The organism is Aminobacter niigataensis (genome assembly GCF_014200015.1).
GTDB classification, from domain to species: domain Bacteria; phylum Pseudomonadota; class Alphaproteobacteria; order Rhizobiales; family Rhizobiaceae; genus Aminobacter; species Aminobacter niigataensis.
The window spans coordinates 122,573-136,765 of sequence record NZ_JACHOT010000008.1; the positions used below are offsets into that span (position 1 = coordinate 122,573).

Sequence of the window (14,193 nt, forward strand, 5' to 3'; positions counted from 1 at the left end):
TCTTACCCTCTAGGATTTGGTGTCAGTGACGGAGGAGGCGGCGTCGCGTCCCAGCGACTGGACCATCTTCCGTTGTATTTCCTGGATGACCGCAGTCGCCTGGCTTGCCTGCTCATCGAGCGCAGCCCGATCCGGGCCGCCGGACACCGGTCCGACCGGCAGCGCCTGCTCGTCCTTGATGTAGTGGTCGCGCATGAGGGCCTTGGCGATGCCGATGCCGCCGGCTTCGGCGGTCTGGTCGGCCAGATGTTCGGCCATCATCGACTTCCACATGTCGCCGGCCATGCCCTTGCCGTAGACGCTGTCGGTGTTCTTGGGCAGCATGTTCTCGATGAAGGTCTGCAGCACCATGGCCTCGAAGCGCTTCATGCTGGCGTCGGGGCTCGCCGCGTCGGGCTGGCGCGAGATGCCGCCGGTGACCGCCGCCTCGGTGAGCGAGAAGGCGGCGCCGGTGCTGGGCGTCCGGTTGGCGAGCGCGGCACGCGCGGCCTGGATGCCGGCCGGCTCGACGGCCTTGGCAACGTCCAGAACGATGTCGCTGGGTGGGGAGATCGCCAAAGCTGGCTCGCCTTTCCGGGGTTTACGTTACTGCTGATTGTGGAGGGTCAAGCTTGCGGCAACCTTACTTGTCGTCACTGGGCTTTCTTTCGATGATTTCGAGACGCTCGCGGTCGGCACTGTCGCGCTCGTCGCGGCGCCTGACGTCGCGATAGGCGCGCTCGACCATGTTGGTGCGGGCGGTGGCGGTTGCGATCTTTCCGACCTCAAATCTGGCGAGGCCGAGGTTGAGCTGCTGCCTGTTGATCGCCGCCGAGATTCGCCGGTGATAGAGTTCCGGAAAGAGCTGGGGCATGCCGTCGGTGCTGTCGAAGCTTTCCGCCAGGGATTGCGCCTCGCTCTCAGCCGCGATGGCCTGGGCGACGAAACCGGCGTGACGCGTCTCGTGCAGCGCCTTGAGCTGCTCCTGCACCACGACCAGCTTCTTCAGCCGTTCCCTGCGCGAGGCCATGTCTACCTCCCCACCGTGATGTCGGCGAAGCCGTCGGCAAACAGGCTGAGCATGGTGGCGATACCGAAGTACATCAGGATCAAGCCGCCGGCGACGACGAAGGGCAGCGAGATGAAGTAGACCGGGATCTGCGGCGTCAGCTTGTTGACGAAGCCGATCGTCAGGTTGACCAGGATGGCGTAGGCGACGAACGGGCTGCCCAGCCTGAGCACGACCATGAAGCTCTCCGACAGTGTGTCGGCGATGTCCACCAGCGCCGCCTGCGGGTTGAAGAACAGGTTGATCGGGGCAACCTGATAGGAGGCGACCAGCGCGCGGACGATCTCATGGTGGAAATTGAAGGCGAAGAGCAGGATCAGCGCCGAAATCGAGATGATCGATGCGAGCGGGGCCTGCGGCTCGTTTTCCTCGATGGCGTGGCCGCCGACGCCGCCATAGCCGATCAGCATGGCGATGGCCGAGCCCATGAACATCAGCGCCAGTATGTAGAGGCGCGCCATCAGGCCGATGAGGCCGCCGATGAGCAACTCCGAGGCGATCATCGGCATCAGCACGCCCGGGCGCGCATCGACATAGGGAAAGATCTGGTCCCAGAGGTGGACCAGAAGCCCGCCGGTGGCGGCGACGGCGACGAACAGCCGGACATGCATGGGCACGCGTACGCTCGAAATGCCGGGCATCAGCATGAAGCAGCTGCCGATGCGGCAAAAGGCGAGGAACGCCGCAAGGACGAACCCTTGCGCGGCAACATTCATGAGATGGTTCCAAGCACGCGCAGCTCGACGCCCTTGGCGATCTCGACATGGCTGAGCACCGGCAGGGTCGGGAACAGCCGTTCGATGATCATGCGGACATAGGGCCGGGCGTCGGGGGCGGTGACGAGCACGAAGCGCTCGCCGGCCTCGAGGTGGATGCGGATCGCCTTCGAGGCGTCCTGGCCGAATTCCTCGAGCTGGCGCGGGTCGATGTCGAATTCGCGTACTTCGCCCTTGGCGTCGCGTTTGAGGCTCTGGTGAAAGGCGAGGTCCCAGCGGTTGCCGAGACGCAGCACCTTGAGCACGCCGCTTTCGCCAAGGTCGCCGCAGATCTGCTGGGCCATGCGGATGCGGACATGCTCGACGATCTGCTCGGTGCGGCGGACATGGGGGGATATCTCGGCGATGGCCTCGATGATGAGGTGGAGATTGCGGATCGACACGCGCTCGGCGAGCAACAGCTTCAGCACGGCCTGCAGGCCGGGATAGGTGATGTGCGAGGTGCAGATCTCGTCGGCAAGCTTGCGGTATTCCGGATCCTGGCGTTCGAGCAGCGCCTTCATGTCCTTGTAGGACAGCAGCTGCGGCAGGTTGTTGCGGATCACCTCGGAGAGATGGGTGAGCAGCACCGACATATTGTCGGCGAAGGTGAACTGCTCGCGCTTGAGGTCCTCGGCGAAGGAATCGAGCACCGAAAACGCGCGCATGCCGAAGGCGGGTTCGCGAACTTCCTCGCCCGGAATGTCGGGCAGTTCGCGCGAGCCGAGCAGCACCATGATCTCGCCGACGCGCATCTGGTATTCGGCGACGACCGTGCCGTGGATCTTGATCTGGTAGCTCTTGGGCGGGATCGAGTAGTCGTCGGTCATCCTGACTTCAGGCACGACGAAGCCGTATTGGGTGGCGAACTTCTTGCGCATCTTCGACATGCGGAAGGCGAGTTCCTGATGCGTTGCAAGCAGGCGCGTCGACAACTGCTTGCCGATCAGGAGTTCGATCTCGGCGGTGGCGAGCGATGCCTTGACCGAGTTCTTTTCCTCTTCGACCTTGTCGACTTCCGCCTGCTTCTTCTCGGCGTCGGCCTCGGCGACGCGGCGGTTGTGGCGCATCGGGATGACGTAACCGAGTGCGGCCATGCCGGCAGCGAGCGTGACGAACGGGAACATCGGCAGGCCGGGCATCAAGCCGAGCAACAGCAGCAGGCCGGCGGCGACGTAGAGCGCGCGCGGATAGGCGCCGAGCTGGCCGAACACTGCCTGGTCGGTCGAGCCGCGCGTGCCGCCCTTGGAGACCAGCAGGCCGGCGGCGAGCGAGACGATGAGGGCCGGGATCTGGGTCACCAGACCGTCACCGACCGACAGCTTGATGAACACGTCGGCGGCTTCGCCCATGCCCATGTCGTGGCGGAAATAGCCGATGGCGATGCCGCCGACGATGTTGATGGCGGTGATCATCAGGCCGGCGATGGCGTCGCCGCGGACGAATTTCGAGGCACCGTCCATCGAGCCGAAAAACGAGCTTTCCTCTTCCAGTTCGCGGCGGCGCAATTGAGCGGTCTTGTCGTCGATCATGCCGGCGGCGAGATCGGCGTCGATCGACATCTGCTTGCCGGGGATGGCGTCGAGGGTGAAACGCGCGCCGACTTCGGCGATACGCGTCGCACCCTTGGTGATGACGATGAAGTTCACCACGATCAGGATCAGGAAGACGATCAGGCCGATGACGAAATCGCCGGACATGACCAGGCTGGAGAAGCCCGAGATGACGTAGCCGGCGGCGTGCGTGCCCTCGTTGCCGTGCGAAAGGATCATGCGCGTGGTGGCGATGTTGAGGGACAGGCGCAGCATCGTGGCGATCAGCAGGATCGTCGGGAACGACGAGAAGTCCAGCGGCCGCTGGATCCACAGGGCGACCATGAGGATCAGCACTGAAATGGCGATGGAGAAGGCGAGGCCGACGTCGATCAGGAAAGCCGGGATCGGCAGGAACAGGACGACCAGGATAACCACGATGCCGAGCGCGAAGAAGACGTCGCGTCCGCTCTTGTTTGGCGCGCCTATGCCCGAAATGGTTTCACTGATCGCCATGGCTCATCCGATCGAATTCTGCCGCGAACCCATGCCACGGCCCGTTGACCCTATTGCTTCAAGCTTGCGCGAGGGTGGGAGCTTGCCTTCGAAGGGCCAAGCTTGCTCACCGCCACGCCCCGTTTCCGGTCTGGCTATTGTCTGGGAGAATTCGGGAAGCGGGGCGCGGGGCCGTGCCTGCCGATAGTCTGAGATGTGGCGCGAACCCGCGCACCGCCGGCGATTTCCGTTCCCGTCCGTTCCGCTTCCGGGGCATCGGGCATTTTCGCCCATGCCCCCACTAGCGCATCGTCCAGCGCACCCGGGCCGTAGTGCCCGAGGGGGAACCCTTGGACGGAACCTCCCCGGACCATGAGCCACGTTAGCCCATGATCGGAGGCGCCGGTTCCTCCCCACAGATCACCGTCGCGACCGGCGTTCCCGCGGGAGGAACTGGCATGGATTGTACGGGAGGTTTTCAGGGCGTGGAAAAGAGGGATGGGTCTATCCACGCGGATTGCTGACAGATGGTGACACATCGGGATGTATCGGCGTTGGTTCTGGACCACAGCGGCAATTGCCATTTCACGCATGGATCCCCGGGTCTCCGCAGGTCGCTTCGCTTCTGCTCCGCCCGAGGATGACGAGCTTCGTTAGACGTCGCCGCCAATCTTCAACGTATGCGATTGGCGAGGAAGGGAGGATCGCGATGTGGAGGGAAGGCTGCTCGCGAGGACATCCACGAAGCCGGTTTCGCTCACAGCCATCGCCGCACGCGTCGCCTGTAGTCGAGATACGCATTGCCGAAGCGACGTTCGAGGTAGGCCTCCTCGCGGGCAACGACGCCGTAGCGGATCACGATGGCAAGAGGAACAGTGAGGACAAGGATCCACGGGCTCAGTGCGGCGACGCCGATGCCGCCATAGAGCAGGAACATGCCGAGGTAGATGGGATTGCGCGTCCACCCGTGAATGCCTGAGGTGACGAGCACGCGGGTCGGCTCATAGGTGGGCACCGGTGTCGCCGCCCGCGAGAAGTTGCGAATACCCGCGATCGCTAGCGCAAAGCCGGTGAGGATCAGGCAACCGCCGACCAGACGGACCAGATCGCTCGCCGCGACAGGGGCCATCAAAGGCAGCAGGCGATCCGCGGCCAGTCCAAGCAGAAGAGCGCCAAGAAACAGCAGAGGCGGCCGCGCGATGACGCCTGCCGTTCCAGTGTCGTTCACGTGTTGGCCAGATGGTTCACGCATGAATGCTCCCGCATATGCTGGAGGACGAAATTCAATGCAAAACGACAACCAAGGTGTCATTCTACAAATTGACAACCATGGTGTCAATGACGGAGGCTGTGCAGCTTGTTTTACGCAATTCCGGACGGAAAGCCGCTGCACACTTTTCCTGGAATTGCTCTCACCGGACGAAGGCGATGACGTCGGCACGACAGGAGACCGGGATGGCGGCTGAGACGGGGGCGGGCCCAACCGCCGACAACAAGGCAGAGGCGATCGCCGAGCTGATGCTCGAAGTGGCCCAGTGCTTCTTCAGGATACGGGCGGTCGGCCAGAAGACCGGCTTGATCACCAACTGGGGCGGCGGTGCGTTCGGTTTCATGCGAAGCCTGGCGGTGCTTGGTCCGCTGACGGTGCCGCAGATCGCCCAGATGCGGCCCACGAGCCGCCAGCGCATGCAGCGGCTGGCGGACGAACTTGCGGCCGAGGGGCTGGTGGCATTCATCGAAAATCCGAAGCACCAGCGCTCGAAGTTGGTGCAGCTGACTGCGAAAGGCGAGGCGCGCTATCGCGAGATGAACGCCCAGCTCCTGGCGATCGCCTCGAGCATGGGCGTCGCCCTCAGCGAAGCCGATATCCTCAGGACCACCGAGATCGTGCGGCAGCTGAGCGACGATGTGAAAGCGCGGTCGGAGCGGCTGCCGTAGCAGGCACCGCCACGCTGTTCAGACGCCCTTGGGTTTCTTCTGCGAGCGGACGGATCGGGCGGCGAGCACCGAGGTGTTCAGGGCCACGGCGGCGCGGATGAGCGCCTTCAACGCCTCTTCATCGATGGTGTCGCCCTCGTGGAAATCGATGGCACGCCTGGTGTTGCCTTCGAGGCTGGAGTTGAAAAGGCCCTTCGGGTCTTCCACCGAGGCGCCCCTGGCGAAGGTCATCTTCACGGCGTTCTTGTAGGTCTCGCCGGTGCAGATGATGCCGGCATGCGACCAGACCGGAACGCCGCGCCACTTCACCTCCTCGACCACCTCGGGGTCGGCCTGCAGGATCAGGGCGCGCACCCGGGCAAGCGTCTGGCCGCGCCAATCGCCGAGCGCAGTGATCTTGTCATCGATCTGCCGGGAAGCTGCGACTCCGCTGCCCGCTTCATTCGAGGCCGTTTTCTTTTCCATTCTTTCCTCCTCGATGGGCAGATTGCGCTTGACCCTCAATGCAGGTCGATCGGGCCTTTCGGCGTGACGATGGCCGCAGCGAGGCTGGTGGGACGCTCGATCAGGCGATGGACGCGCGGCGGCTGGGCGCCGCTGTGCAACGACCTGAGCTTCTCGCCAATCTCGGCGTCGGCATGGGTGGCGCGCTGGTTGTGGCGGACATATTCGAGCCAGGTCGGCGTGTGGTAGCTCTCGACCCAGATCTCGGGGTTTTCCAGGTCGCGTGCCAGCGTCCAGTTACGGGCACCGTCGCGGCGGCGGATGCGGCGACGCTCGGCCATGGCATCGAGGAAGGCGGGTACGTCTTCCTCGCGGATGATGAACTCGATGATGATGGCGATGGGACCGCTGCGCGGCTGGACGTCGAGCGCCAGATGCGGTTCGCGGAAGCGGTTCAGCGGGTCGAGGTTGAGCGCCGTATGCTCGGGCAGGGGCAGGAGGAAACCGATCGCGGCGCCGGCCAGCATGACGATGCCGGCGACGATGAGGGCGGTCGCCGGGCCCTGGCCTTCGGCGATCAGGCCCCAGACCCAGCTGCCGAGTGCCATGCCGCCGAAGGTCGCCATCTGGTAGATCGAGAGCGCGCGGCCGACGACCCAGCGCGGCGTCGACATCTGCACGGTGATGTTGAAGTGCGACAGCGCCAGCACCCAGCAGGCGCCGCCGATGAGCAGGCCGGCGCTGGTGACCCAGGCGTTCGAGCTCCAGGCGGCGATCCAGCTGCACAGGGCAAAGCCGAGGAAGGACGAGCGCACGATCGCCTCGCTCGACATGCTGCTGCGGATGCGGCCGCTGATCAGCGCGCCGCCGACGGCGCCGACGCCGAAAGCGCCGAGCATGATGCCGTAGGTCAGCGGGCCGCCGGCGACGAGGTCGCGCGCGACGAGCGGCAGCAGCGCCTGGAGGACGACGGCGGTGAAGCCGAAGGCGAAGCTGCGCAGCAGGACCTTGCCGATGTTGGGCGACATGGCGATGTAGCGCAGCCCCGCACCCATGGCGTGGCCGAGCGTTTCGCGCGGCAGCGGGTTCGCCGGATACTGCGGACGCCAGCGAAACAGGACGAAGATGATGGCGAAATAGCTCAGCGTGTTGACGGCGAAGGCGGCAGCGGCTCCGGCGGCGGCGACGATGATGCCGCCGATGGCCGGGCCGACGCTGCGCGTCATGTTGAAGCCCATCGAATTGAGCGCCACTGCCGCCGGCATGACCGGGCGGGGAACCATGTCGCCGACGGAGGCCTGCCAGGACGGGTTGTTGAGGGCGGTGCCGCAGCCGATGAGGAAGGTGAAGGCGAGCAGCAGCCACGGCGTGATCAGGCCGAGATAGGCAACGAGCGTCAGCAGCGCCGAGACCGCCAGCATGAAGCACTGGGCCGTCAACATGACGCGGCGGCGGTCGAAGCTGTCGGCAAGGGCGCCCGAGACCAGCGAAAACAGCATGATCGGCAGCGTGATCGAAGCCTGGACCAGCGCCACCATGTCCGACGAGGTGGCGATCGAGGTCATCAGCCAGGCGGCGCCGACCGACTGGATCAGGCTGCCGAAATTCGATGCCAGGCTGGCGAGCCAGACGGAACGGAAAATGCCGTGCTTGAACGGCTCGAGTGCAGAACCTCGCTCGTACTGGTGGTCGTCGTCCATGCGCCAAGCCGGCCGAGCCGGATGCCCTCGTGTGAATCGTCGTCGTGCGACTAGACCATGATCGGCGAGCGGGGTGAACCCATTTGTCGAAGGCGGCCATGGGCCAAGGCCGGTTCGCCGGCGGTCCAGCCGGGCGCGGACCGCGGCCTGCTCAGAAGCCGGTTTCGATGCGCTCGAAGATGACGTTGGTGAAGGCTGAGATCTGGGCGCCGATGAACGGGCCGGTCAGCGCCACGACCAGGAAGATGGCGACGATCTTGGGCACGAAGGTGAGGGTGATTTCCTGGATCTGGGTCAGCGCCTGGATGAGGGCGATGCCGACGCCGACCAGCATGGCTGCGGCCACGGCGGGCGCCGAGGCGGTCAGCACGGTCCAGATGGCGAACTGGACAAGGTCGAGGGCATCGGCCTCGTTCACGCCGGCGTGGCCTTGATCGAAACGCCGGGATTGATGACGACCTGCTTGCCGTCGGTCAGGACGGCGACGACGCCGTCCTTGAACAGGCGGACTTCGGCGACGACGCCGGAAGTCTTGCCGTCGGGCGAGGTGACGGTCCGGCCGATCAGCGCGTCGGCCTGGGCGAGCGCCGAGCCCTGCAGGATCTGGTCGAGCCGCGTGTTCATCTGCACCGACTGTTCGACCTGCGAGAAGGTGGCGAGCTGCGCCACATACTGGGTCGAGTCCATCGGCTTGGTCGGGTCCTGGTTCTTCATCTGCGCGACGAGCAGCTTGAGGAACGAATTGTAATCGACCTGGGTCTTGGACGGCGCCGGCGTGCCGGTGGCCGTCTTGTTGGTGCTGGTGGAGCCCGGCACCGAGGCGGTGTAGTCGATGGCCATCAGAATGTACCTCCGGCTGCGATGGCGTGCTCGGCCAGCTGTGGCTGGTCGTTGCTGGCCATGGCGCGCTTTTCCAGGGGATAGAGCGAGCGGATGGTCTTCAGCGCTTCGTAGACATGGTCCTCGGCGACGAGGCGGTCGATATGCTTGAGGCTCGACAGGATTTCGGGATTGTCGAAGGTGGCGAGCAGCAGCGGCAGCGACCGGCGGAACATATCGCGGGCCTCGACGGCGCCGACGGGATCGACCAGCATGACCTGCAGGATGAAGTAGAGCTGGCGCAGCGGCGTCGATGCCTGCTCGGGCTGCAGCACATGGCTTTCGAGCAGGAACTGCACGTCGTTGAGCAGTTCGAGCGAGACCTTGCGGTCGACGCGGACGACCGCGCCGTTGATGTAGATCTTCTCGTTGGCCTTCAGCGAAATCTTCAGGGTGTTTTTCATTGGATGCCGTCGCGGATGATCTGCGAGACCTCGATCAGGCCTTCGAAGCTGTCGGTGCGGCCCTGGCGGATGTCTTCGGCTTCACGCAGCAGCCACAGGCCGATGGAGATGAGATTGGCGCGGAGTTCCTTCGGCAGCTCGTTCTCGGGGCTGCCGAGGTCGTCGAGCAGCGATGTCCACACCCGGTTGGTGAAGTTCAGCGCCTGGATGGCCTCGTTGGAATTGGCTCCGACCTCGCTGGCCGTGGTCAGCATGTCGATCGAGCGCGTGAGAAGCTGACGTTCGCGATCCCGCGCATCGGCGACGGAGTCGGTCTGGATGTCGGCATAGGAGAATTGATACATATGCGTCCCGTTTGTTGCCGGTCAGGTCAGAGATACTTCATCAGGCTGAGCTGCTGGATGCGCGCGGTCAGCGCGTAGGATCTGTCTATCTGCGATACCAGGTCGGCGACGCGCGCCGAAGCCACGTAGTAATCGACACCCTCGGTGTCTAGGATGTAGCGCTCGTACAGGTCCACCTGCACGTTGATGCGGTCGGTGGCGCTCTTGACGCGCTGTTCGATGATGCCGGTCTGCGCTTCCAGCTGGCCGATGTCGCTGATGGCCTCGCCGATGCTCGACACGGCATGGGTGACGAGCGCGCCACGTGCGGCGTTGCCGACATTGCTGTCGAGCAGGTCGCTGATGATGGCCGCTGACATGGCGATCTTGCGAATGCCTTCGTTGTTGGCGCTGACCGAGGTCTCGGTGGTCTCGTTGAGCGTGATGCGGCTGGTGATGCCTTGATTGGTGGCATTCGACCACGGGCTGCCGGCTGGAGGTGGCGTCTGCCAGTCCGCGCCGAGGAACATCGGCTCGACGATGGTGGACATGAAATTGTTCATGTCGGCCGCGGTGATGTCCTGGGCGTCGGCATGGTTCTGGCTGAAGCCGAAATAGCCGGCGAAGGCGGCGTCGAATGCCACCTTGGTTGGCGAGCCCGGCTTGAAGTCGTTGATCGGCTTGACGTCGGTGTTGGTGCCCGAGAACAGATATTCGCCGTTGAGGCTGGTGTTGAGCACCGAGGTCAGTGTGTCGAGCGTGGCACGCCCGCTCTTTTGGGTCAGCGCGTAGGCGGCATCGCCCGAGGCACTGCTGGTCAGGCTCGAGAGGAAGGACTGGGCGGCGGCGCCAACCTGGGTCAAGGCTTTCTGCGTCGCCGATAGCCGGGCCGAAACCAGCCCGTTGGAATCGACGATACCGCCGAGCCGTTCGAGGTCGCGGTGGAGCGTGACCGACTGGGCGGTGCGGGCGCCTAGCGCCAGTCCTGTGTCGGCGACAAAGCCGGACGAGGCTTCCTTCTGTGCCTTGGCCAATTCCGACTGCTGGCGCAGCAGCGAGTAGCGCAGTGCGCTGGTGACGGCGGCGGAAGAGACGAAGGTGGTTTTCATCGCTACCTCACCGCCGCAAGCAGCGCCGACAGCATCTCGTCGACCGCCTTTATGAGCCGCGCCGAGGCCTGGTAGGATTGTTCGAGTTCGAGCAGCAGCGACATTTCGACGTCGACATTGACCGACGTCTCGTTGGACAGCGCCTCGGCCGTGCGCACGGCCAGCGCTTCCTTGGTCTCGGACGCGCTGGAAGCCTGCTTGCGCATGCCCTCGAGCCAGCCGATCGAGTTGGTGGTGAAGGTGCTGAGGCTCGACGAGGCGCTGATGCCCGCGGCCGGATCGAAGCTCATGGTCTGGTCGATGCGGTCGCCGTAGGAGATCAGCAGGTCGGCGTAGGAGGCGTTCGCTGCCGGGTTCTTGATGTAGCCAGCGCCATTGATGCCGCCGTCGCGCAGCAGCTTGGGGTTGCCACCGGCAGCCGGGTCGACGGCCGGATTGAGGCGGATCGAACGGGCAAGGCCGTTGACCAGCCCGCCGGGGACCGCCGGTCCGCCCGACCAGGTGAACAGGCCGGCCTGGTCGGCAAGCGCGGGCGCGGTTTCGGAAAAAGCCGTGATCAGGCCGCGCGCCGTCTCGTCGAGCTGGGCCTGCATGGTGACGGCGACGCTGTCGCGCAACTGGACGAGGCCGGCGAGCTTGCCCGCCGCATCGGTATTGGCGCCGGTGCCGGGCTGGACCGGCACGCCGTCGATGTAGATCTTGTTGCCCGCGGCACCTGGGGCATAGCCGGCCGATGGGGAGAAGCTGACAGCACGCGGGACGGTTTCGAACAATGTCGAACCGTCGGCCGTGGTGATGACCATGTCGTTGTCGGAGCGCTTGAAGGTCGAGATCGGCACGATCTCGGAGATCTTCTTCAGGATGGCGTCGCGCTGGTCTAGCGAATCGTTGACGTCGCGGCCGGTGCGGGTGCCCGCGATGATGGTCTTGTTGGCCTGCTCGAAATCGGCCAGAAGCCGGTTCAGATCGTCGACAGTGGTGGCGATTTCGCTGTCGGTCTCGGTGCGGAAACGCTGGATCGCGCTGGACCCGTCGTTGAGCGTGCGGACCACCTGGCGGGCGGCGTCGATAGCGGCCACGCCGAGGTTCTGGTTGGACGGGGAGGCGGCGTAGAATTGCAGCGCCTGCTGGAACTTGCCGAGCGCCGTTGCCGGCGAGCCCGCGTTGTCGCTGCCGTTCACGTCGAGGGTGAGTTTCTGCAGGCCCTCGAAGAGCGTGCTCTGGCCGGAGAAGGAGGCGAGCGCGGACAGGTTCTGACGGAACAGAAGTTCGTTGGTCGCCCGCTGTATCTCGACGACGCGCGCGCCAGGGCCGGTGCTTGCCAGCATGGCCGAGCGGCGCGCGTAGTCGGGGTTCTGCGCCTCCGAGACATTGCGGGAAACGTTGCTGGTCTGGCGCGACGTGTGGAGAAGCGCGGATTGGGCGATGTTGAGGGCAGACGTCAGGGACATGCGGGATCTTTCGCGGGCTGAGGCCCGTCAGTCCTATCTCTTCAGGTTGACGAGGACATCCATGAGGTCGGCGCCGGTTTGGAAGACCTTGGAATTGGCGGTGTAGTTACGCTGGGACTCGATCATGGCGGTGAGTTCTTCGGCGATGTCGACGTTGGAATTCTCCACCGCGCCGGAGACGACCTTGCCGTTCTTGCCTTCGGTCGGCCAGCCGATAGTGACTGCGCCCGATTCCGCGCCCTGGCTGAAGACGTTGCCGGAGATGACGGTCAGCTTGTCGGGGCTGGGGACGTTGGCCATGGGGATCGAGAACAGCGCCTTCATCGAGCCGTTGGCATACTGGGCGTAGACGGTGCCGTCCTTGTCGATCTCGATGCGCTCGATCTTGCTGGGCGGACTACCGTCGATGACGGCCTTGGCGACGCTGTAGTCGGCATCGGCCTGCGTCATCTTCGACAGGTCGATGGTCAGCGCGGCGCCGCCCGGTACGGTCAGCGTAATGTCGGTCGCGCTCGTGGCGGTCAGCTTGCCGGTGGCGTCGAAATCGAGCGTCTCGGTGGAAAGTGCAGCTCCCGTGTATGGGAAGCCTCCCGCCGTTGCCTGCGACTGGTCGAAGACCGTGACTTCCCAGGTGCCTGCCGCCGTCTTGCTCATGTAGACGTCGAGGATCACCTGTCCGCCGGCGCTGTTGTAGGCGACCACAGACGATTTGGCCGTATAGGCAGCCGTGGCGGCGTTGGCCGATGGCAGATTGGCAGCCGGGACGATGGTCGCATCGCGCGGCAGGTTGGCCGCGAACGTGCCGTTCTCGCTCGCCGCCCACTGGGGCGTCGTGTCGTCGATCTTGATGGCGTCGATCTGGCTGGGGTCTATCGGCGCACCCGGCCTGGGGCCCTGGCTCAGATCCCAGCCCTGGAGCCTGAAACCGGCGGTGTTGACGAGATAGCCGTCCTTGTCGGGCACGAAGGCGCCGGCGCGGGTCAGGAACGTGGTGCCGCCAGCGTCTTCGACGACGAAGAAGCCGTCGCCGTCGATGGCGAGATCGGTGACCGACGTGGTGTATTGCAGGGCGCCCTGCTTGCTAATCGAGTTGATCACCGTGGTGGTGACGCCGCCGGAATTGTAGCTGCCGGCAGTGCTTGGCAGGACCAGGGACGAGAATTCGGTAGAGGCGCGCTTGTAGCCGGTCGTGCTCGAATTGGCGATGTTGTCAGCGACCGTCGAGAGGCGGTTCGCCTGGGAGTTCATCCCCGACACGCCAGTCCGCATCATTCCATAGAGGCTCATCGGTGGTCTCTCCAATTCTCATGCCACGAAGCAAAACTACGCAACATGTCTTGCGCGAGGCTGGTCAGACAACCAGCCGGTAGCCAAGGAAGCGTTTTGAATCGATCGGATCGTGGCCGAGACGCTCACGCAGCTTCTTGCGCAGCTTGGAGATGTGGCTTTCGACGACATTTTCTTCGACTTCTTCGTCGAAGACACCATAGATGGCGTTGAACACCTGGGTCTTGGTGACGCGGCGGCCGCTGTTGCTTGCCAGATATTCGAGGATGCGGCGTTCGCGGCGCGGCAACGGCATCGGCTGGCCGTCGATCTCGGGATCGCGGCCATCCATGAAGATGCGCATGGCGCCGATCTGGGTGAAGCCGGTGTCTTCCTGGGCGCGGCGGCGGATCGCCGAGATGCGGGCCAGGATTTCGCGGATGTGGACCGGCTTGCGAATGACGTCGTCGACGCCGGATTCGAAAAGCTTGAGCGTGTTCTCGAGATTGTTCTGCTCGCTGAGCGCGATCACGGGCGCCTTGGAGCGGTCCCGCAGCTGGCGCGGAGAGATCGAACCCTCGTTGCAGTCGCCAATGAGAAAGGCGCGCACCGAACGCAGATCCTCTTCAGGAGCGCTGGTCACCCATTCGCCGAACTCGCCCGAACGGAAGCCTGCGCAAGCCACGCCTTCCCGGTCGAAAAGTGAATTATAGCCTTTAGTGACGAGCTCGCGCTCGTCGACAACAACAATCATCGGCCCCGCCTCCGAATCAGAAAAAATGCCCCGTTAACCAATCGGTAATGGGTCGAGACCAAGGCGACCAATCGTGAATTCTTGCCGCTATTTTT

The 14,193-nt window shown here is 64.4% G+C and carries 17 protein-coding genes; 2 read left to right on the plus strand and 15 right to left on the minus strand.

Annotation, left to right across the window (positions count from 1 at the left end):
• Positions 1-9: 9 nt before the first annotated feature.
• The 5 genes from GGQ99_RS22585 to GGQ99_RS22605 form a co-directional block, all read right to left on the minus strand.
• Positions 10-558: a rod-binding protein gene (locus GGQ99_RS22585; protein WP_108607113.1), complete on the minus strand. Its 549-nt coding sequence runs from the start codon at positions 556-558 to the stop codon at positions 10-12.
• Positions 559-622: 64 nt separating this feature from the next.
• The gene (locus tag GGQ99_RS22590; protein WP_108607114.1) at positions 623-1,009 is read right to left on the minus strand and encodes a hypothetical protein; all 387 of its coding nucleotides are present in this window, start codon (positions 1,007-1,009) and stop codon (positions 623-625) included.
• Positions 1,010-1,011: 2 nt separating this feature from the next.
• Positions 1,012-1,764, minus strand: a complete 753-nt coding sequence (gene fliR, locus GGQ99_RS22595; RefSeq protein ID WP_183264258.1) for a flagellar biosynthetic protein FliR — start codon at positions 1,762-1,764, stop codon at positions 1,012-1,014.
• Positions 1,761-3,851, minus strand: a complete 2,091-nt coding sequence (gene flhA / locus GGQ99_RS22600; protein ID WP_108607116.1) for a flagellar biosynthesis protein FlhA — start codon at positions 3,849-3,851, stop codon at positions 1,761-1,763. Before flhA ends, fliR begins: the two co-directional genes overlap by 4 nt.
• Before the next feature lie 736 nt (positions 3,852-4,587).
• Positions 4,588-5,082 carry a methyltransferase family protein gene (locus tag GGQ99_RS22605; RefSeq protein WP_183264259.1) on the minus strand — a complete coding sequence of 165 codons (495 nt, stop codon included), beginning with the start codon at positions 5,080-5,082 and terminating at the stop codon, positions 4,588-4,590.
• A 34-nt stretch (positions 5,083-5,116) separates the two neighbouring features.
• Between GGQ99_RS22605 and GGQ99_RS22610 the strand changes: the two genes are divergently transcribed.
• Together GGQ99_RS22610 and GGQ99_RS22615 are read left to right on the plus strand one after the other, a co-directional pair.
• Complete coding sequence (locus GGQ99_RS22610) at positions 5,117-5,296, plus strand: hypothetical protein (protein WP_183264260.1); 180 nt, start codon at positions 5,117-5,119, stop codon at positions 5,294-5,296.
• The gene (locus GGQ99_RS22615; protein ID WP_183264261.1) at positions 5,286-5,768 is read left to right on the plus strand and encodes a MarR family winged helix-turn-helix transcriptional regulator; all 483 of its coding nucleotides are present in this window, start codon (positions 5,286-5,288) and stop codon (positions 5,766-5,768) included. The genes GGQ99_RS22610 and GGQ99_RS22615 overlap by 11 nt, the downstream gene beginning before the upstream one ends.
• A gap of 18 nt (positions 5,769-5,786) precedes the next feature.
• Here GGQ99_RS22615 and GGQ99_RS22620 read toward each other — a convergent pair whose 3' ends face one another.
• The 10 genes from GGQ99_RS22620 to GGQ99_RS22665 all read right to left on the minus strand — a co-directional run bounded on the left by GGQ99_RS22620 (position 5,787) and on the right by GGQ99_RS22665 (position 14,098).
• On the minus strand, positions 5,787-6,233 hold the full coding sequence (locus tag GGQ99_RS22620; RefSeq protein ID WP_183264262.1) for a DUF1801 domain-containing protein: 447 nt from the start codon (positions 6,231-6,233) through the stop codon (positions 5,787-5,789).
• Positions 6,234-6,268: 35 nt separating this feature from the next.
• Positions 6,269-7,912: an MFS transporter gene (locus tag GGQ99_RS22625; protein WP_183264263.1), complete on the minus strand. Its 1,644-nt coding sequence runs from the start codon at positions 7,910-7,912 to the stop codon at positions 6,269-6,271.
• 151 nt (positions 7,913-8,063) lie between these two features.
• Positions 8,064-8,330, minus strand: a complete 267-nt coding sequence (fliQ, locus tag GGQ99_RS22630; protein ID WP_108607121.1) for a flagellar biosynthesis protein FliQ — start codon at positions 8,328-8,330, stop codon at positions 8,064-8,066.
• The gene (flgD, locus tag GGQ99_RS22635; protein ID WP_108607122.1) at positions 8,327-8,752 is read right to left on the minus strand and encodes a flagellar hook assembly protein FlgD; all 426 of its coding nucleotides are present in this window, start codon (positions 8,750-8,752) and stop codon (positions 8,327-8,329) included. The genes fliQ and flgD overlap by 4 nt, the downstream gene beginning before the upstream one ends.
• Complete coding sequence (flbT, locus tag GGQ99_RS22640) at positions 8,752-9,195, minus strand: flagellar biosynthesis repressor FlbT (RefSeq protein WP_108607123.1); 444 nt, start codon at positions 9,193-9,195, stop codon at positions 8,752-8,754. The genes flgD and flbT overlap by 1 nt, the downstream gene beginning before the upstream one ends.
• Entirely contained in the window at positions 9,192-9,539 is a 348-nt protein-coding gene (gene flaF, locus GGQ99_RS22645) for a flagellar biosynthesis regulator FlaF (RefSeq protein ID WP_108607124.1), read from the minus strand. Before flaF ends, flbT begins: the two co-directional genes overlap by 4 nt.
• A 26-nt stretch (positions 9,540-9,565) precedes the next feature.
• Positions 9,566-10,627 (minus strand): flagellar hook-associated family protein, encoded by a 1,062-nt coding sequence (locus tag GGQ99_RS22650; RefSeq protein ID WP_108607125.1) that lies wholly within the window; start codon positions 10,625-10,627, stop codon positions 9,566-9,568.
• 2 nt (positions 10,628-10,629) lie between these two features.
• Positions 10,630-12,078 carry a flagellar hook-associated protein FlgK gene (gene flgK / locus GGQ99_RS22655; RefSeq protein ID WP_108607126.1) on the minus strand — a complete coding sequence of 483 codons (1,449 nt, stop codon included), beginning with the start codon at positions 12,076-12,078 and terminating at the stop codon, positions 10,630-10,632.
• A 33-nt stretch (positions 12,079-12,111) separates the two neighbouring features.
• Positions 12,112-13,365 carry a flagellar hook protein FlgE gene (locus GGQ99_RS22660; protein ID WP_108607127.1) on the minus strand — a complete coding sequence of 418 codons (1,254 nt, stop codon included), beginning with the start codon at positions 13,363-13,365 and terminating at the stop codon, positions 12,112-12,114.
• 64 nt (positions 13,366-13,429) lie between these two features.
• Positions 13,430-14,098 (minus strand): response regulator transcription factor, encoded by a 669-nt coding sequence (locus GGQ99_RS22665; protein WP_108607128.1) that lies wholly within the window; start codon positions 14,096-14,098, stop codon positions 13,430-13,432.
• Between the last annotated feature and the right edge of the window lie 95 nt (positions 14,099-14,193).